The organism is Methanosarcina sp. (genome assembly GCF_035390745.1).
GTDB lineage: Archaea > Halobacteriota > Methanosarcinia > Methanosarcinales > Methanosarcinaceae > Methanosarcina.
In genome coordinates, this window is record NZ_DAOOUJ010000062.1 from 1 (window position 1) to 17,659 (window position 17,659).

Sequence of the window (17,659 nt, forward strand, 5' to 3'; positions counted from 1 at the left end):
CTGAACCATGGAGCCAGACAAGCTTGGTCTCTGCAAGTTCAAGCGCATTTACAATATCAGTCTTGTAGCTGGCCAGAAATGCAGATGCTCCAACCGTACCCACTACCTTCATGAAGGTGCGGCGATCCATTTTTAAGAAGTCCACACTATCCAGTGTACGGACAAGATTTGTCGTTCCAGTACTCATCTCTACCACATCTTGATTTTACCCAAATTTATATACTAAAGAATATATTAATTAAAAACTCTCCAGAATTATATAAATACAACTATAAATTCCTCACTAATGTTTTCAATGAGGGAATAGTATTTAAGGATTTTTACTTTGATCGATAAATATATTAGTCGGGTAAGGGAGTCTTATTTATAATAAAAGGGATATAATTATGATTAAAATAATAATGCAGTTCGTCAAAGAGTAATGATATTAGTTTGCCACTCCTGGGAAAAAGTTTTATGAGAAGGCTTTAAAGAAAAAAAGAAATACAATAAGAGCTTATTTTTCATGAAAGTTTGCTGAAAATACCACATAAGTATTACTTATTAATACTTCTAAATACTATTATGCACATCAGATCTGAATGGAAGATTTTCTGAGCATGTTTTAAAATATATGATAGCAGGTCATAAACCCCGGGGAAGACATTTTCAAATTATGTAGATGAAATGGAAAAACAAAAACGTTATAAAATAGAACCATAGAATTGCGAAAAAGCAATTTTTTCCAGCGATTTATTTCTAGAATTCTGAACCCGGTTAAATTCATAATTATTCATTATAAACCATGCTTTTCTGCTGGCAGTAACTGGAAGAAGGACCAGTAGGAAAAATGAACAGAGAGTGGAGAAGGGGAAATTGGAATAAATGTTCTGTCTCTTGTTAACCATACAAGAAATCAAAGTTTCTTGATTGGGGCTTCAAAAAAATATTTCATTATGATGAAAACATCTCCTTTAAAATAGCTCGAACGCGAAAACTAATCTATAACCATTAATTTCTTAAAAAGACTATAATTTGAAAGAAAACGGAGAGGTACATATGTGTATAGCAATTCCTGGAAAAATGACGGCTATTGTGGATGAAAACACAGCAACTATTGACATGGGTGGGATCTGTAGAGACGTGAATATGGCTCTGATGGGAGGTGCACAGGAGTCAATGATCGGAAAGCATTTCCTTGTTCACGTTGGATATGCGATCTCTGAGATATCGGAAGAGGAAAGTGAAGAAACCATGCGTCTGCTCAAGATAATGGCTGGTCTTGATGAAAACGACTCCTTAGAAAGTGAATCTCATTGAAAGTGGATGTTGATAATATGGAAAACGGAACATCTCTTTCAAAACCAGCGTCTTCTGAACTCGAAATGAAGCTCCTTGAAAGAATAAAAAATTCGGAAGTACCACTTCGCATAATGCATGTATGCGGAACGCACGAAAGAACCATAGCAAAATACGGGCTCAGAAGTGTACTGCCGCAGAATATAGAAGTAATAAGCGGTCCAGGCTGTCCTGTCTGCGTTACTCCTGAAGAAGATGTTAATATTGCAATTGCCCTTGCAAAAAGCGGAGCGACTGTAGTCACTTTCGGAGATATGATGAGAGTTCCCGGTTCGGCAGAAAGCCTGCTGGATGCAAAATCTGAAAGGGCGGATGTAAGGATGGTCTACAGCATAGACGATGCAATAGCCCTTGCAGAAAAAAAACCTGAGCTAGAAGTGGTTTTTTTCGGAATAGGGTTTGAAACCACAGTCCCTGCAAATGCGGCGGCTCTTTTAAGAGATACACCCGAAAACTTCAGCCTTCTTGCCTCTCAGAAACAAACTCCTCCTGCAATCAACCTCCTTGCCAGTGATACAAATGTTGACGCTTTTATAGCTCCAGGGCATGTGGCGACCATAATAGGGACAAAGCCTTTTGAGCCTCTTGCAGAGAAGGGCTTTCCTGTTGTAGTAAGCGGGTTTGAAGCAGGAGACATACTTCTTGGAATAAGCCTCTTACAGATGCAGGCTGAGAAAGGAATCTCAAGAGTAGACAATGGCTATCCAAGAGTTGTAAAACCAGAAGGAAATACTATAGCCCTGAAGATGATGAACGAGGTATTTGAAACTTCAGACTCTGAGTGGAGAGGTATCGGGAACATAGAAGATTCAGGGCTCGTGCTCAGGAAAGAGTTTGAAGAAAAAGATGCAGCAAAGAAACATGAAGATCTTTATTCTTCTGCCCTTGCAGAGATAAAAGCAAAAGCCGAAACAAAAGACAAAAAACGCTGTATCTGTGCAGCTATCCTTACAGGGAAAGCAAATCCTTCCCAGTGCCCAAACTTCGGGAAAGACTGTACCCCTAAAAAGCCGTCTGGTCCCTGCATGGTCAGTCAGGAGGGCATGTGCTACAACTGGTTCAAATACTCCAGGGTAGGAGGCGGCAAGATTGCATGAACTATCCATTGCCTGTGAAATCTTCGAGCAGGTAAAATTAACTGCCGAAACGCACGGAGCAACAGAAGTCAAACATGTGACTCTTCAAATGGGAAGATTATCCCATACGAATCCTGAGCAATTGGGTTTCTGTTTTAAGGTTCTTGCAGAAGGAAGCATTGCCGAAAAAGCGGAATTTATTGTGGAAATGATGCCACTCTCTCTGGAATGCGAGTGCGGCTACGCGGGAACCGTGGACGAGAAGCAAATACATGAAAACAACGGACTCAAAAGTGAACTCCTTGCTTATGTGGCAGCTATTGAATGCCCTGTCTGTGGAAAACCGGCTCATATCACAGGCGGCAGAGAACTGATCATTAAAAGCATAGAGATCGAAACGGAAGAGGATCAAGCCGCAGCTAGTAATAATACGTAATCCCCCAGGTGATGTTTATGCTAATGCATGTAATCCATATGGGACACGATGTGTTCAAGGCAAACGATAAAATTGCCGAAAAAAACAGGAAGGTCCTTAACAAACACGGAGTCTTCTCAGTAAATGTTATGGGAGCCATAGGGTCAGGAAAGACCACCCTGATAGAGGAGGCTATTAAGCACCTCAAAGACAGGTATAGAATAGCAGTAATCGCAGGTGACGTTATAGCAGAGATGGACGCTTCTCGCTTCAGAAAGCTCGGAGTGCCGACAATCCCTGTTAATACGGGAAAGGAATGTCACCTGGATGCAAAGCTGGTAGAAAAAGCTCTTGGCGAAATAGATCTCGATAACACTGACCTCCTTATCATTGAAAATGTCGGTAACCTTATCTGCCCGGTGGACTTCAAACTGGGAGAACACCTGCGGGTTGTAATCGTGAGCGTAACAGAGGGAGATGACATTATCCTGAAGCATCCTGTGATTTTTAAGACCTCAGAGCTTGCAGTAATAAATAAGGTTGACATCGCTGATGCAGTTGATGTTGATGCTGAGAAAATGAAAGAAGATATCCTTTCCTTAAATCCTGATGTACCGGTTATCCTTACTTCAAAACACGACTGGGAAAGTCTGGAAACCTGGATTAGCTTCATCGAGCTTGGACTTAAAAAAAGCACAGAGCAGTTCTAACGAAGTCTTACGCAGATAAAAAGGAGCTTTAGATGAAATCAAATGCAATTTCTTTGGAACACGGTGCAGGTGGAGAGGTAATGCAGGCGCTTATAGGGGAGGTTATCCTTAAATACTTCCGTAATAAAAGCGCAGGTTCGATAGGTCTTGACAGCCTGGATGACGGGTCTACTGTCAGGCTTGAGAACTTTAACTCCGCCTCCGAACTTGTGCTGACAACGGACAGCCATGTGATTACCCCTGCTTTTTTCCCGGATACAAACATCGGAAGGCTTGCAGTTTCAGGTACAGTTAATGATCTTACGGTTATGGGAGCAAAACCCCTTGCTCTTACATGTGCCGTCATAGTTCCTGAAGGTTTTCCAATCCACGAATTTGAAGAAATAATCAAAACAATGGATCAAACGGCTGCGGAAGTTGGCGTACCCATAATCACTGGAGACACCAAAACCGTGGAAAAAACCGCTCTTGACTCTATCATCCTCAATACCGCAGGTCTCGGCATAACGGACAGTCCTGTAAGAGATTCGGGCCTGAAGCCTGGAGATAAAATCCTTGTAACAGGCACTATCGGTGATCACGGTATTTCTCTTATGGCTCACAGGGAGGGTTTTGACTTTGATACAGACCTGGTTTCGGATTCAGCTCCTTTATGGAAGCTCATTGAACCAGCCCTTAAACTCCGTACACCGGCAGGAGAGCCTGTAATAACAGCTATGAAAGACCCGACCCGCGGAGGGCTTGCAAATGCTTTGAATGAAATGGCAGTAAAATCCAGAGCAGGAATCCTGCTTGAAGAAAACCTTATTCCCTACAAGCCTGCAGTCACTGCAGCCTGTGAGATGCTGGGCCTTGATCCCCTTGAGGTTGCAAATGAAGGAAAAGCAGTTATTGGAGTAAGGGCGGGTTATGAAGAAGAGGTTCTCTCAATCCTCAGGTTGCATCCCTACGGCAAAAATGCAGCTCTTATAGGGGAAGTTACAGAGGATAATAAGGGGGAGGTGATCCTCAGAAACCGTTTCGGCGGAATGCGTTATGTGGATGTGCCTTCAGGAGATCCAATTCCCAGAGTTTGTTGAAAGAATTTCCGTTTCTCCCGAGTTGCTTATACATAAACTGCGACTCGGGACCATGTAAAATGAATGCATATTTTATATTAAAGGCTGCATAAAACAGGTGTTGTCTTTCCTGATTTTCATCTATGTTTCATCACTGAATATCAGGATAAGTTATTAATTTCTCTTTAATTACATTTTTCAAATCCCCATATAATTCGTATGCATTTTCTTTCCACTCTTATAAGGTAATGGAATTAATTCAATCTCCATAACGCTATCAAAAACTTAAGAACTTTCTTCAGGATACATGCAGGTGGCTTTTAATGTAAATTTTTGAAGTTAATATATTTTTATCATACTTGACTGGATATTTTATTGTTTCTGAAAAAGTGCTTTATTCAGTCTTTCATAAAGAAGGCAAGTCTTTATTTTTTTAATGTTCCACAATATATTTATAGGGGAATTTTTAGTCGTACTGAATACTCTTCTTAAACTGGGGGGTTTTTTGTCGTATTTTCTCCGGCGACACCTGAGATTGTTTTTTTTTGACAATTCAGCCTATTATTCATATGATTAATATAAAAGTGGGAAAAAAATCATCATGTTTAAATATGGCTATGATAGATTAACAGTTGGAAGCGTAGATATTATATATCTCTACGTTGTTTGGGCATTATTATTTTGTTATAATTTTAATTTAAGGGCTTATAATTATTATGGGCAATTTTGTCCACAATATTGTCCACAATATTTTATATGTTCTTACATGTTCCGGAAACTACTCGGTTGGATTGAGAAATCAATATCGTAAGCCTTGAACTGTTAAAAACGTACACTCCTCACAAAGCTTATTGAGTTTGATTTTATTCTTCAAGTGTGTAAGTCCCAACAGTATAGGTCTAAGGTAAACAGATAGGAGGAAATAGGTCGGAGGATACGTTGTATGATGGAAACAACAGTAATGCTATTAATCGCAGTACCCCTACTTTTTTCGTTTTTATTCCTAGGTCTTGGCAAAAGTATGTATAAAGTTCTTGCCTGGGCTTTCTTTATATTTGGGGTAATTGCTTCAGTTCAGTTAGTTCGGGATGGTGCTGGAGTCTACGAAATAACTGGATCAAATTTTGCAATGGTTGAAAACATTGTTCTTGTACTTGAAGTACTTGTAATATTGTTTATATTTGCTGTATCAATAAAATTCAAAAACTTACCTACTCTTGGACTGGGAATAATTTCAGCAGCTATAACAGGTTATACCCTTCTTCCAGGGAATGTTCCTGAAGTTGAAAGTGCTGTTTTTAATATTGATCCATTTTCTCAGGTAATGATATTAATTGTTAATATAGTCGGTACTGCAATCATATTATTCGCAACCGGTTATATGGATGAATATGAAGAACACAGGCATCTTCACAGACAGAGAACATTTTACTTTACAATGAGTTTCTTCTTAGCAGCCATGAATGGTCTTGTCATGGCTGACACCCTTAACTGGCTTTATCTCTTCTGGGAACTGACAACTCTCTGTTCATTCGTTTTGATCTCATACAACATGGATCAGGAAGGAATAAACAATGGTTTCAGAGCTCTGGCTTTAAACCTGATTGGTGGAATTGCTTTATCTGTAGGCATAATTCTTCTCGCTACTAATTATGATATAAGTACTCTTTCTGGAATTGGAACTTACGCCGGAACTGATGCCGCAGCGATGGCCGCTGTAGCTCTTCCTGTTGCTTTACTCTGTATCGGAGGCTTTGCGAAATCTGCTCAGATGCCTTTCAATAGCTGGCTCCTGGGCGCAATGGTAGCTCCAACCCCGGTTTCTGCCTTACTTCACTCAAGCACGATGGTGAACGCCGGTGTGTTTTTAGTTGTCAAACTTGTACCAGCATTTGCGGGCTCAAGCCTCGGAACAGCTATTGCAGTTTACGGAAGCTTTACCTTCGTTATGTGCTCAGCTTTAGCCTTATCTCAAAGGAATGCTAAAAGAGTGCTTGCTTACTCCACAATTGCAAACCTGGGATTAATTATTGCAAGCGCTGGAATTGGTACCCCTCTGGCTGTAGCTGCTGCAATTATGCTCATTCTGTTCCACGCAATATCCAAAGCTCTCCTGTTCCTCTGCACCGGAGAAATTGAGCACACCATTGGAAGCAGAGATATCGAGGACATGGCAGGGTTAATTAAAAAGGCTCCATATCTCACAACCCTCATAGCGCTGGGAATGGTATCCATGCTGTTACCTCCTTTTGGCGTGTTGCTTACAAAGTGGGTGTCAATGGAAGCTGCTTCAAACAACCCTATTGTGATAGTCTTCCTTATACTCGGAAGTGCACTCACTACAGTCTATTACTCTAAATGGCTTGGAACAGTCTTATCCTCAACCATGGATAAATACTCAGTTCACAATAAGAGAGCGGAAACGTATTTCCCGCTGTCAGTCCTGGGATTAGCCATTGTAGTTACAAGCATTCTTGTGTTCCAGGTTTATGATTACTTCATTAAACCCCAGGTTGAAATATTGCTCAAAACCGTCCCTGCTGTAACTGGACAGGCAGGACAATTCACCTCTGAAATAGGGGAATTTGCTTACGCAGCAATATTCGCAGTGCTTGTTCTGGCTGTTATAATCTATTTAGCTACCAAAAATATGTTCACTCCCCGCATGGCTGGATATTATATGTGTGGAGAAAACAACCTGGAAAAGGACAAATTAATGTTCAGAAATGGGCTCTGCGCTTACGATAAAAGCAGTGTCTCTAACATATATCTCCAGAATACCTTTGGAGAAAATAAACTTACAACACTCGGATATGCAATTTCCATAATTCTTATTGTAATTGCATTAGCAGGAGGGATGCTCTAATGGTGGCTATGAACGATGTTTTATTGGCTGTTCTGGTCCTGATTGGTGCTCCTATCATAGGCTGTTTAGCTTCTGGAATTGACCGGAAAATCACTGCAAGATTACAGGGTAGAGTTGGTCCTCCTCTTTTACAGCCGTACTATGATGTCAAGAAGCTTCTGAGCAAAGACAACATGATTGTAAACGGGTCACAGAACTTCTACGTAGTCGTGTACCTGATCTTTATAGTCTTGAGTCTCTTGATGCTGGTGTTCAAGGCAGATATGCTGATGATAATATTCGTATACACAGTAGCTTCAGTGGCTCTCATAGTAGGAGGCATGAGCACTGGCTCTCCATACGCCAGAGCAGGAAGTTCAAGGGAGATTATGGCTATACTTTCCTATGAGCCAGTTTTAATCTTATATGCTCTTGCAATATACCTGCTGACAGGAACTTTCAAATTATCTGCAGTAGTAGAGGCATCTTCCCCTATCCTGATATATACCCCTCTTATATTCATAGCAATGATAGTTGTTCTGAATATAAAACTGAAAAAGTCACCCTTTGATTATTCAACCTCTCACCATGCTCACCAGGAGCTGGTTAAAGGTATGCTTACCGAATATTCAGGACCAGGGCTGGCTACCGTTGAAATCGCGCACTTCTATGAATACGTGTTCTTAACTGGACTCATATTCTTATTCTGGGCATCAACCCCAATAATAGGTGTGCTTCTAGGTATCATTGCTTTCTTGCTGGTAATCGTTGTAGATAACATTACTGCAAGAGTATACTGGCAGTGGATGCTCAAATTAAGCTGGACATTCCTGCTGGTAATTTCCCTTGTGAACATAGCATACCTGTACGTAAGTGGAGTAAAAGTAGTGTGAAAGAGGGCTATTTATGAGTTTAGCAAAATCACCATGGATAATACATGTGAATTGTAACAGCTGCAATGGCTGTGACATTGAGGTAGTAGCCTGTCTTACTCCTTTATATGATGCTGAAAGATTTGGCGTCTTAAACATTGGCACTCCCAAGCAAGCCGATATAATGGTAGTTACAGGCTCGATAAATTACAAAAATGTCAATGTGCTTAAAAACATTTATAACCAGATCCCGGACCCGAAAGTTGTTTTAGCTGTAGGCGCCTGCGCATCTACAGGCGGGATATTCCACAACTGCTATAATGTGATAGGCGGAGTGGACCAGGTAATACCCGTAGATGCATATGTTCCCGGATGCTGCCCAAGACCTGAAGCCATACTTGACGGCGTAGTTGCAGCGCTTTCAATACTTGAAAACAAGAAGAAAGGGAATATCAAAGGAAAAGAAGTACCATTGAAAGGAAAAGAGGTGCCATCAAATGCTTGATAACGTAATTAAAGACATAGTAGAAATAAAAAGCAGTGGAGAACTGCTAAAAGCTGTTGAGGGTTTAAAAAATGATGGCTATCGATATGCTACTATGATATGCTTGAAAAAGGACGATGGCCACGAGTTGATATACATCTTTGACAAAGATAACAAACTGAAAAACCTGAGGTACTTTGTGAAACCAGGTGAAAAACCCAAGAGCGTATCAGGCATTTACCTGTGTGCACTTTTGATCGAGAACGAGTACCAGGATCTCTTCGGATTGACTTTCGATGGTTTAGCAATAGACTATAAAGGACACCTTTACCTGACGCCAAACAGTCCAAAAGCCCCACTGGCTTAAAGCAATTTGAGAGGAGAATCACATGACAACCGTAATACCTTTTGGTCCTCAGCACCCCGTTTTACCCGAGCCAGTATCATTAAAACTTGAACTGGACAATGATGTTGTTGTTGGAGCACTTCCCTCTCTGGGCTATGTGCACAGAGGGCTTGAAAAATTCATAGATACAAAGGACTACAATCAAACAACCTATATCTGTGAGAGAATCTGCGGAATATGCAGTGCCCTTCACGGTATAACTTATACAAAGGCAGTCGAAAAACTATTCGATGTCGAAGTCCCTGAAAGAGCAGAGTACATCCGGGTGATTGTCGGTGAACTCAACAGAGTTCACAGTCATCTTCTCTGGCTTGGTCTGTTTGCAGATGGTTTTGGGTTTGAAAGTCTCTTCTATGAATGCTGGAAGTACAGAGAGCCGGTACTGGATGTACTGGAGAGAATCTGTGGAAACAGAGTCATACACTCAATATCCAGAGTCGGAGGAGTCAGCAAAGATCTGACTAAAGAACAGATTGATATGATTCTGAAGATGCTCGACACAGTGGAATCTCAGGTTAAAGACCTCGAAAAAGTATTCGTAAATAACTACACCGTTAAGAAAAGAACGGTGGGATTAGCCACAATGTCAAAGCAGCTTGCATATGAGGCTGGAACTGTTGGTCCTACACTTAGAGGAAGTGGAGTTAGCAGTGACCTGAGAGAATCAGCTGACTGGGATATCTACAGGGATCTGGGCTTTAAGCCAGTTGTCGAGAAAGATGGAGACTGTTATTCCAGGACTTTAGTAAGAGTGAAAGAATTATACGAGTCTATAAAAATAATAAGGAATGCAATCTCCAAGCTGCCTAATGGTGATATTGCAACACCCATAAAGGGCTTCCCTACCGGTGAAGCGATTATGAGGACTGAGCAGCCCAGAGGCGAAGTCGTATATTATGTAAAAGGTAATGGCACCAAAAACCTGGAAAGGCTTAAAATCAGGACCCCTACCTTTGCAAACATACCTTCACTATTACTGACACTCCCTGGAGTAAAACTTGCTGATGTCCCTATAGTTGTACTTACTATAGATCCCTGCATTAGCTGCACTGAAAGATAAAAAGAAGGGTGATAATAATGGGCATGTTAAACCTTGTATTAACAAATGTTACTCATAAACCTGCTACCAGACTCTACCCCTTCGAGATAAGGGCACCTTTTAAAGAGTTTAAAGGACGGATTGCTTTCGCTCCAGAAAACTGTATTCTCTGCGGTCTATGTCAGAAGAAATGTCCCCCTGATGCGATTACAGTTACCAAAGCGGACAAGACATGGGAAATTAACCTGTTCCGATGCATTATGTGCACCGAATGCGTTGCCGGCTGCCCGAAGAACTGTCTGTCAGTATCTAATGAAAGGGTAAAAACTGGTGCGAAAGAGACTGTTAAAGTACTGGTTCCTGTAGTAGACAAACCAAAAGCAGATAAAGCTGCACCTTCAAAAGCAGCGTCTTCAAAATAAAAATTTAATTTAAATTTTTATTTTTCTATGGAATCAGTGTTATTTTTCAGATTCTCGGCTTAAAAACAAAATTACCGTTTCCAGGTCTGAAAAAGAAACCAGCAGGGGAATTTATTTTGATAAATTCCCCAAAAATATCTGAGTAGAGAAAAAACATAAGTTCTTCATTTTTTACATTAATTCAGATATTTTTTTCTTCCTTTCAGATGTTCGATTTTTTGACTATTCTGATTTTTCCTGCTTTTTACCTGCTCAGGCTTAAATTAGAGGGCAATTTTTTCCTGCCAATCCGGTGAGGGCGCAAAGGATTATGCAGCAGACCTGACATATATCTGTTTAATCATGCAGTAATCCATAAAATTATTATGTTAAATCGGTCAGTAAAATCACTGGAGGTTGAAACAATTACTCAGGAAACCATAAAAGTTGAAGGCATGTCCTGCGGGCACTGTGTAATGAGAGTCAAAAAGGCAATTGAAGGTGTGCAGGGCATAAAGAAAGTAGATGTGAGCCTTGAGAACAAACAGGCTGTCGTCGAGTTCGATGAAGAGAAAACCGATGTCGATAAAATCAAAGCTGCAATTAAGGAAACCGGCTACGAGCCCGTCTGATCTGAACTGAGGCGTTTGGCTCTCAAAATAATGAGTCTCAAATTACTCAATTTTTTGGTTAGAGGAATTTATTATATAGTAAAAAGTACAGATTTTTATAATAGGGTAAAGCATCTGCTTAAAAAGCAGCTGACTATCCGGGGGTGAAGACATCGGGGAGACAATATTTGTAATAGATGATATGATTTGCAGGTACTGCAAAGACACAGTTATCAGACTCATTACCTCAATCAACGGGGTTTCCCGCGTAAATGTAAACGTCCCTGAGAAGACAGTGTACGTAACCTATGACAGCCGGATAACCGATGCACACGTCATAAGGATGACCCTGTTCGAAGCAGGTTACAAAAATGTAAGAGAGCCCATGAAAGCCTTTTAAGCGACCGGGTAAATCTGGCTAGGCGGCATATCCATGGAAGTTTCGATAGGAGTTTACGGCATGACCTGTGGTCACTGCCAGAAAAGAGTAGCGGATGCTATTGTTTCCCTTGATGGCGTGGAATCTGTAGATGTAAATCTCGAAGCCGAAAGTGCAACTGTTAATTTTGATCCTGAAAAATTAAGCCTTGATGATATAAAAGAAGCTGTCCGAAAGGCAGGGTATTCTACAGAGCGCGAAGCAGAATCTGAAGAGGGGATAAAGGCAGAAACCCCTGAAGCTCTCAGGGAAGAAACGCCTTCAGGACCAATTTCAGAACCCGGATCTATGCCTTTAGAAGGGGCTGAAATGGCAGTGGAAGAAGTTTCTCAGACCTGTCCTCTTACAGAAGCATGCCCTCTGATAGATGAAGCAGAAAAAGATGTGTCCTCCGGCTCAGGCAAGAAAGCAGGGTTGAAAGAAATCACTCTCGGAGTTTCAGGGATGACCTGTTCGGCCTGCGCTCTGAACATCGAAAAAGTCCTGAAAAAAAAAGAAGGCGTTGATTCTGCAGCCGTTAATCTGGAACTTGGAAGGGCAAAAGTTAGCTTTGATCCTTCTATGGTCTCTCCCAGGGAAATTGAAGATGCTATCGAATCCATAGGGTATAAAGTCGAGAAAGATAAGGTAACCCTGAACCTCCAGGGCATGAGCTGCGCATCATGTGCCGCAAATATCGAGAAGATCCTCAATAAAACCGAAGGTGTAATCTCGGCTTCAGTAAATTTTCCTCTTGAAAAAGCCTTTGTGGATTTTGATTCGGGACGTGTTTCGGTCAGGGAAATCATTGCTGCAGTTCAGGGAATCGGTTATGGAGCATCTGTTCAGGCTGAGAATGTAGAATATGAAGACAGGGAACAGATGTCAGGGGAAGCTGAGATCCGCAGACAGAGAAATAACCTGATTATTGCCCTCCTTCTGGGTATCCCCGTGTCTCTCGGAAACATGAGCATGATGTTTCCTTTTCTCTCTTTTGTGCCTGATATATTTACCAATCACATAGTGCTTTTCATAATGTCCAGTCTTATCCTTCTCTTTCCTGGAAGGCAGTTTTTTGTCGGGACTGTTAAAGGTTTCAAGCACGGCGTAACCGATATGAATCTTTTGATTGCTGCGGGGACAGGGGCAGCCTATCTTATCAGTGTAGCAGCAACTTTCCTTGACCTGGGGCCTGGATATGACGTCCTTTACTATGATACAGTGGCTTTCCTGATAATTTTCATTGTCTTCGGCAGGTACATTGAAGCCAGGGCGCGGGGCAGAACCTCTGAGGCTATACGCAAGCTCATGGGTTTGAGGGCAAAAACCTCAAGGATTCTTGTAGACGGCGTGGAAAAAGAGGTTCCTGTGGAAGAGGTAGTTGTTGGAGACATTGTAGTGGTTCGACCTGGTGAAAAGATACCTGTTGATGGGATTGTAGTTGAAGGAAGCTCTGCAGTGGATGAGTCCATGATTACCGGGGAGAGCATCCCGGTTGAAAAAGGTGCAGGAAACACTGTTATCGGGGCTACCATTAACAGGACGGGCTCATTTCGGTTTCGGGCTACAAAGGTTGGAGCCGATACCACCCTTGCCCAGATAATCAAGCTTGTAGAAGCCGCCCAGACGAGCAAAGCTCCTATTCAGAGAATTGCAGATGTTTTTGCCGGCAACTTCATAGTAGCCGTACATATAATTGCTCTTCTGGCGTTCTTCTTCTGGTTTTTCCTCGGTTACTGGCGATATGACGTAGGAGAGTCCGCAGCTCTCAGAGGAACCAGCCCATTCCTTTTTTCTTTGCTTATCGCAATCACTGTCCTTGTGATTTCCTGCCCATGTGCAGTTGGGCTTGCAACCCCTGCAGCCATTATGGTCGGCACCGGTAAAGGAGCTGAGAGCGGGATTCTTATAAAGGGCGGACAAGCTCTTGAAAGGGCGCATAAACTTGATACCATCGTTTTTGACAAAACAGGGACCCTTACCGAAGGCACTCCTAAACTGACAGATGTATTTGCGGTTTCCGGACGCGAGGATAATGAAATCCTTTTTATTGCTGCAACGGCTGAAAAAGGGTCAGAACACCCTCTTGGGGAAGCCATTGTTAGGGGTGCGGATGAAAGAAAAGTCGGCCTTGCAGAGGCAAAAAATTTCCGTTCAATTCCCGGAAAAGGGATCGAGGCATATCTTGAAGACCAGAGGATTCTTCTCGGCACCCGCAAGCTCATGGAAGAAAACTCAATTCCTTTTATTGGACTTGAAACTGAAATGCGCAAATTTGAAGAAAACGGGAAAACTGCAATGCTTGTTGCTCTTGGGGGCGAAGCCATAGGGCTGGTTGCAGTTGCCGATACCCTAAAGGAGAATTCTAAAGAAGCGGTAGAGACCCTGAAAAAAATGGGTATCGAAGTGGTTATGATAACCGGCGATAATGCTGTAACAGCCAGGGCGATTGCAGCAGAGCTAGGAATTCAGAGGGTGCTTGCTGAAGTCCTTCCGGAGGATAAAGCAAAAGAAATCAGGAAGCTTCAGAGTGAGGGCAAGCTTGTTGGAATGGTGGGAGATGGCATTAATGATGCTCCTGCCCTTATCCAGTCCGATGTAGGAATCGCAATGGGAGCAGGGACAGATGTGGCAATGGAGTCCGCAAAAATCGTGCTTATAAAAAATGATCCCAGAGATGTGGTTGCAGCCCTCCGCCTGAGCAGGCTTACTATCAGTAAAATTAAGCAGAACCTTATATGGGCTTTTGGGTATAACACAATAGGCATCCCTGTTGCAGCAGGAGTCCTCTACCCAGTTTTTCACCGGATCCTTATCACACCGGAACTGGCTGCTGCTTTCATGGCATTGAGTTCAGTTTCAGTGACAACCAATTCCCTGCTGATGAAGAGAAGCAGGATAAAATAATTTCAGGGCAGATGTTTTTGAAGCTGAATATTTTTAAGGCTGATATTGAGAGCTAAGCGGAAAAAAAGAGGGCAGGAGGCCTGCTGACAGAACTTTCCTGCGTTCTTTCTTAAAATACCCGGTATACCTCTTACAGGACGGATTTCCGGAAATTCTGAAATGCGGTTAATGGCAGTGATCATATGGTAAAATTCGAATCCAGAGAAAAGAGGGACAGAATTGTGCTTCTCTCAAGTATTGCCACTTCCATAGTGCTGATGAATCTCTTCCTTCTCGGCGCTCTGTTAGCCAATATGTACGCTGGAGAAGCAGCTTACACTCTGGTAGATATAGTTGCAGGCTGCATATTTGTTTTTATAATTACCATGATTATCTCATTGTCTCTCTGGCCCAGAGTAATGGACTGGCTTGAAAGCAGAGAATAAGTGACAAAATCAGTAAAATAATCTTTGTGGAAATATTAATCGTTACCGGCTAAAAACAGTTTTTTAAAACGAACTGATTTATATATCAGTGAATTTACCTTCTGCTATGAATAACGGCAGCATAAGATCAAACATCAAAGAAGGATTGAATGTAGGAATTGTTTTAAAGCAGGATCAGAGAACCGGGAAAATTACCAGGGGCGTTGTGAAGAGAATTTTAACCAGCTCTTCGAACCATCCTCACGGGATCAAAGTTCAGCTAACAGATGGGCAGGTTGGCAGGGTCAAGGAAATTTACTAAAAGTTTAAATTTTCCTGAAGACCACCCTTTGTAAAAAACAGTCCTGAATCATCCTGTTTCTATCTTTGACATCACATTTTGAGCTGTGCAGGAATCTATTGTTTTTTGAATAGAGGCAGGGTCTTTGTTTTCTATATTGTCTGTTTTTGGAGTGAGCTATTTTCTCTTTTCCTGCAAGCTCCAGATCACTTCCTTTAATTCCCTGCATTTTTCTCCAGGAAAGCAGTCTATGAGATTCTTTCGGTTTTTTGGAGCCTGAGGTAAAGTTTAAAGCCTTTTCAGATATCCAAATTTTGTCCATTTTCCTTGCCGCTTATTTTACATATTAAAAGATATATTGAAGGGTGTTGAAAGACCAGTATTTGATAAATTTCCGTATAAATAACGTTTCTGATAATTAAAAGAGAATATGCACACTTTTTAGTAGTTCTAAATTGTGCAGATCTTTTATCAAGGGAAACAAAGTATTATCAAGCTTTAAATGCATATTTCTGGCAGGTTTGCAGAACTATTACAAAAAGTAAACTTATATTCTAATTTTACAATATGAATTTCTAATCCCAAGGAATTTTTCAGAGAAAGCGATACTAAAAGCTTTGAAACAATCCACGGGAAGTATAAGATCTTTAAGAATGTGAAGGAAATAAAGATCTTTAAAAAAGGAAAATAAAGGTCTCAAAAAACAGAGAAGAACATATCTCCAAAAAGTAAGTACTCCAAAACATTGAGAAAAACCTGGTGTTAAGGGTATTTCCATCATGAAACAGCGACTTGTGTTGCAACTATATGATGTCAACGTCCGATTCCTTCCGGAACCTGCAGCAGAGGTCGCTGAGTGTTATCCCGCAAAGATTATATTTTTGTGACCTGGACAGGTTGTCACAGGTCTGCGCGGGATTGAAACCCTGGGTTAAACGGTACTGAGGCGGTGTCTAAGTTCGCGTTAACGGGGTTAACCCTTAACAATAAGCATTTTTCAGGCAACATCTGAGGGCGGATTCAGGAGTTGCCTGGAATATCTTTATTGATTTCCGATGATTTATCTACCCCCATTCTATTTTTTTCACCTCTTTTGTTTCCATCTATTGTTTCGCTTTATAGCAATTCTCTTTAACCTTTTTTCTCTTGTCTCTCTTTATACGGTATAGATTCCGAAATATTCTTTATTCTTCACCCGCATCTGGTCCTTTATGCCAGAGTCATACTGGGAAAAGGTAGCTGGAAAAAATATACCCTCGAGCCTTGAGCTTTACCCCATAATCTATAACTATCTGCGGAAAGGTCACAAAATTCTAGATATAGGGTGCGGATTTGGAAAAATTAGCCTTGAGCTCGCTTCTCTGGGATATTCGGTAACAGGAATAGACATAAACGCTGAAGCCGTCAGGCTTGCAGAAGCCGCTGCGAAAAATCTGGATCTGGATACGAAAATAGAAGGAAAGGCTGAGTTTAAGGTGGGGAATGCTTCTGCCCTTCCTTTCCTGGAATCAAGCTTCGATATTGCAGTCATGCAGGCATTTTTGACAACTGTGCCGGACCTGCAGGAAAGAACCAGGATAATTCAGGAAGCTTTTAGAGTCCTTAAACCTGGAGGATACCTTTACCTTGTGGAATTCGGCCAGAGCTGGCACCTCCAGCCTTACAGAAAACGATATCTAGAGGACTTCGCGGTTACAAAAGAAGAGGGTTCTTTTCTTGCCCGCAATCCTGAAACAGGAGAGGTTGAGTTTATTGCACACCATTTCACTGAAAAAGAGCTTGTGCTTCTGCTTGTAGACTGCGGGTTTGAGGTTGATTATTTCAGGGTTGAAGAGCTGAAGACAAGGACTGGAAATAAAGTTTTAGGGTTTGTAGTTATCGCTAAAAAACTTTGAAGCTCCTGCAGACTGCTTTTTATCTGAAACAGGAGAAACTCATCTTTCACCTTAAGACTTCCGCTAAACTTAAGGCTTAATTCAGGATTAGAAAATCCTTTCAATAAGGTTAATCCGGTTACAAATAGTTAGACTGCTCTATCACTCAGATGAAGCCCGATAACTCCTGCAATTACAACAACAAGAGAAATTAGCTTGAGGGCAGAGGCAGGTTCTCTGAACCAGAATATTCCAACTACCGTAATAAGAGCAGTACCCAGCCCTGCCCATATTGCATACGCGATGCTCACATCTATTCCTTTAAGAGCAAGGGTAAAGAAAAAGAAACTGACCGCATAAAATACAAAAATCAAAACCGATGGAATTAGTTTTGAAAAACCTTCGGATAACTTCATGCAGGTTGTTCCGCAAACCTCAAACAATATTGCAAGTAACAGAAGGTAGTAATGGTTCATCAATGGATTATTTTATTTCTATTA

20 protein-coding genes are annotated in these 17,659 nt (G+C 41.5%); 17 read left to right on the top strand and 3 right to left on the bottom strand.

Going from position 1 to position 17,659, the window contains the following annotated elements:
- A partial coding sequence (locus tag PLL47_RS12275; RefSeq protein ID WP_324446490.1) for a twin-arginine translocation signal domain-containing protein occupies window positions 1-187 on the bottom strand: 187 nt, incomplete at its 3' end.
- Window positions 188-1,038: 851 nt separating this feature from the next.
- Between PLL47_RS12275 and PLL47_RS12280 the strand changes: the two genes are divergently transcribed.
- From PLL47_RS12280 to PLL47_RS12355, 16 genes are all read left to right on the top strand, one after another.
- Window positions 1,039-1,299 (top strand): HypC/HybG/HupF family hydrogenase formation chaperone, encoded by a 261-nt coding sequence (locus tag PLL47_RS12280; RefSeq protein ID WP_324446491.1) that lies wholly within the window; start codon window positions 1,039-1,041, stop codon window positions 1,297-1,299.
- A 17-nt stretch (window positions 1,300-1,316) separates the two neighbouring features.
- Window positions 1,317-2,435: a hydrogenase formation protein HypD gene (gene hypD, locus PLL47_RS12285; protein ID WP_324446492.1), complete on the top strand. Its 1,119-nt coding sequence runs from the start codon at window positions 1,317-1,319 to the stop codon at window positions 2,433-2,435.
- Window positions 2,428-2,850, top strand: a complete 423-nt coding sequence (gene hypA / locus PLL47_RS12290) for a hydrogenase maturation nickel metallochaperone HypA (protein ID WP_324446493.1) — start codon at window positions 2,428-2,430, stop codon at window positions 2,848-2,850. The genes hypD and hypA overlap by 8 nt, the downstream gene beginning before the upstream one ends.
- A 23-nt stretch (window positions 2,851-2,873) precedes the next feature.
- The gene (gene hypB / locus PLL47_RS12295; protein ID WP_324446516.1) at window positions 2,874-3,539 is read left to right on the top strand and encodes a hydrogenase nickel incorporation protein HypB; all 666 of its coding nucleotides are present in this window, start codon (window positions 2,874-2,876) and stop codon (window positions 3,537-3,539) included.
- Window positions 3,540-3,571: 32 nt separating this feature from the next.
- A complete protein-coding gene (gene hypE / locus PLL47_RS12300) occupies window positions 3,572-4,618 on the top strand; it encodes a hydrogenase expression/formation protein HypE (RefSeq protein ID WP_324446494.1) in 1,047 nt (348 codons plus the stop codon).
- Window positions 4,619-5,540: 922 nt separating this feature from the next.
- Window positions 5,541-7,463 (top strand): NADH-quinone oxidoreductase subunit 5 family protein, encoded by a 1,923-nt coding sequence (locus PLL47_RS12305; protein ID WP_324446495.1) that lies wholly within the window; start codon window positions 5,541-5,543, stop codon window positions 7,461-7,463.
- Window positions 7,463-8,335 carry a respiratory chain complex I subunit 1 family protein gene (locus PLL47_RS12310; protein WP_324446496.1) on the top strand — a complete coding sequence of 291 codons (873 nt, stop codon included), beginning with the start codon at window positions 7,463-7,465 and terminating at the stop codon, window positions 8,333-8,335. Before PLL47_RS12305 ends, PLL47_RS12310 begins: the two co-directional genes overlap by 1 nt.
- Before the next feature lie 13 nt (window positions 8,336-8,348).
- Complete coding sequence (locus PLL47_RS12315; protein WP_324446497.1) at window positions 8,349-8,819, top strand: NADH-quinone oxidoreductase subunit B family protein; 471 nt, start codon at window positions 8,349-8,351, stop codon at window positions 8,817-8,819.
- Window positions 8,812-9,165, top strand: coding sequence for an NADH-quinone oxidoreductase subunit C (locus PLL47_RS12320; RefSeq protein WP_324446499.1), 354 nt, complete (start codon window positions 8,812-8,814; stop codon window positions 9,163-9,165). Before PLL47_RS12315 ends, PLL47_RS12320 begins: the two co-directional genes overlap by 8 nt.
- A 22-nt stretch (window positions 9,166-9,187) precedes the next feature.
- Window positions 9,188-10,264 (top strand): hydrogenase large subunit, encoded by a 1,077-nt coding sequence (locus PLL47_RS12325; RefSeq protein ID WP_324446501.1) that lies wholly within the window; start codon window positions 9,188-9,190, stop codon window positions 10,262-10,264.
- Window positions 10,265-10,281: 17 nt separating this feature from the next.
- A complete protein-coding gene (locus PLL47_RS12330; protein WP_324446503.1) occupies window positions 10,282-10,665 on the top strand; it encodes a 4Fe-4S dicluster domain-containing protein in 384 nt (127 codons plus the stop codon).
- A 365-nt stretch (window positions 10,666-11,030) separates the two neighbouring features.
- The gene (locus PLL47_RS12335; protein WP_324446505.1) at window positions 11,031-11,276 is read left to right on the top strand and encodes a heavy-metal-associated domain-containing protein; all 246 of its coding nucleotides are present in this window, start codon (window positions 11,031-11,033) and stop codon (window positions 11,274-11,276) included.
- A gap of 163 nt (window positions 11,277-11,439) precedes the next feature.
- Window positions 11,440-11,655: a heavy-metal-associated domain-containing protein gene (locus tag PLL47_RS12340; RefSeq protein WP_324446518.1), complete on the top strand. Its 216-nt coding sequence runs from the start codon at window positions 11,440-11,442 to the stop codon at window positions 11,653-11,655.
- A 33-nt stretch (window positions 11,656-11,688) separates the two neighbouring features.
- Window positions 11,689-14,580, top strand: a complete 2,892-nt coding sequence (locus PLL47_RS12345) for a heavy metal translocating P-type ATPase (protein WP_324446507.1) — start codon at window positions 11,689-11,691, stop codon at window positions 14,578-14,580.
- 182 nt (window positions 14,581-14,762) lie between these two features.
- A complete protein-coding gene (locus PLL47_RS12350; protein WP_324446509.1) occupies window positions 14,763-15,005 on the top strand; it encodes a hypothetical protein in 243 nt (80 codons plus the stop codon).
- A gap of 106 nt (window positions 15,006-15,111) precedes the next feature.
- Complete coding sequence (locus tag PLL47_RS12355) at window positions 15,112-15,306, top strand: YwbE family protein (protein WP_324446520.1); 195 nt, start codon at window positions 15,112-15,114, stop codon at window positions 15,304-15,306.
- A gap of 4 nt (window positions 15,307-15,310) precedes the next feature.
- Here PLL47_RS12355 and PLL47_RS12360 read toward each other — a convergent pair whose 3' ends face one another.
- Window positions 15,311-15,514 (bottom strand): hypothetical protein, encoded by a 204-nt coding sequence (locus tag PLL47_RS12360; protein ID WP_324446511.1) that lies wholly within the window; start codon window positions 15,512-15,514, stop codon window positions 15,311-15,313.
- Window positions 15,515-16,496: 982 nt separating this feature from the next.
- On the opposite strand from PLL47_RS12360, the gene PLL47_RS12365 reads away from it, so the two are divergent.
- The gene (locus PLL47_RS12365; protein WP_324446512.1) at window positions 16,497-17,180 is read left to right on the top strand and encodes a class I SAM-dependent methyltransferase; all 684 of its coding nucleotides are present in this window, start codon (window positions 16,497-16,499) and stop codon (window positions 17,178-17,180) included.
- Window positions 17,181-17,308: 128 nt separating this feature from the next.
- Here PLL47_RS12365 and PLL47_RS12370 read toward each other — a convergent pair whose 3' ends face one another.
- Entirely contained in the window at window positions 17,309-17,635 is a 327-nt protein-coding gene (locus PLL47_RS12370) for a DMT family transporter (RefSeq protein ID WP_324446514.1), read from the bottom strand.
- Window positions 17,636-17,659: the final 24 nt, after the last annotated feature.

Excerpts from the sequence above, each read along its gene's own strand:
- PLL47_RS12280 (WP_324446491.1), top strand. The coding sequence starts at position 1,039 with ATGTGTATAGCAATTCCTGGAAAAATGACGGCTATTGTGGATGAAAAC.
- hypD (WP_324446492.1), top strand. The coding sequence starts at position 1,317 with ATGGAAAACGGAACATCTCTTTCAAAACCAGCGTCTTCTGAACTCGAA.
- hypB (WP_324446516.1), top strand. The coding sequence starts at position 2,874 with ATGCATGTAATCCATATGGGACACGATGTGTTCAAGGCAAACGATAAA.
- hypE (WP_324446494.1), top strand. The coding sequence starts at position 3,572 with ATGAAATCAAATGCAATTTCTTTGGAACACGGTGCAGGTGGAGAGGTA.
- PLL47_RS12305 (WP_324446495.1), top strand. The coding sequence starts at position 5,541 with ATGATGGAAACAACAGTAATGCTATTAATCGCAGTACCCCTACTTTTT.
- PLL47_RS12310 (WP_324446496.1), top strand. The coding sequence starts at position 7,463 with ATGGTGGCTATGAACGATGTTTTATTGGCTGTTCTGGTCCTGATTGGT.
- PLL47_RS12315 (WP_324446497.1), top strand. The coding sequence starts at position 8,349 with ATGAGTTTAGCAAAATCACCATGGATAATACATGTGAATTGTAACAGC.
- PLL47_RS12320 (WP_324446499.1), top strand. The coding sequence starts at position 8,812 with ATGCTTGATAACGTAATTAAAGACATAGTAGAAATAAAAAGCAGTGGA.
- PLL47_RS12325 (WP_324446501.1), top strand. The coding sequence starts at position 9,188 with ATGACAACCGTAATACCTTTTGGTCCTCAGCACCCCGTTTTACCCGAG.
- PLL47_RS12330 (WP_324446503.1), top strand. The coding sequence starts at position 10,282 with ATGGGCATGTTAAACCTTGTATTAACAAATGTTACTCATAAACCTGCT.
- PLL47_RS12335 (WP_324446505.1), top strand. The coding sequence starts at position 11,031 with ATGTTAAATCGGTCAGTAAAATCACTGGAGGTTGAAACAATTACTCAG.
- PLL47_RS12345 (WP_324446507.1), top strand. The coding sequence starts at position 11,689 with ATGGAAGTTTCGATAGGAGTTTACGGCATGACCTGTGGTCACTGCCAG.
- PLL47_RS12350 (WP_324446509.1), top strand. The coding sequence starts at position 14,763 with ATGGTAAAATTCGAATCCAGAGAAAAGAGGGACAGAATTGTGCTTCTC.
- PLL47_RS12355 (WP_324446520.1), top strand. The coding sequence starts at position 15,112 with ATGAATAACGGCAGCATAAGATCAAACATCAAAGAAGGATTGAATGTA.
- PLL47_RS12360 (WP_324446511.1), bottom strand. The coding sequence starts at position 15,514 with ATGCAGGGAATTAAAGGAAGTGATCTGGAGCTTGCAGGAAAAGAGAAA.
- PLL47_RS12365 (WP_324446512.1), top strand. The coding sequence starts at position 16,497 with ATGCCAGAGTCATACTGGGAAAAGGTAGCTGGAAAAAATATACCCTCG.
- PLL47_RS12370 (WP_324446514.1), bottom strand. The coding sequence starts at position 17,635 with ATGAACCATTACTACCTTCTGTTACTTGCAATATTGTTTGAGGTTTGC.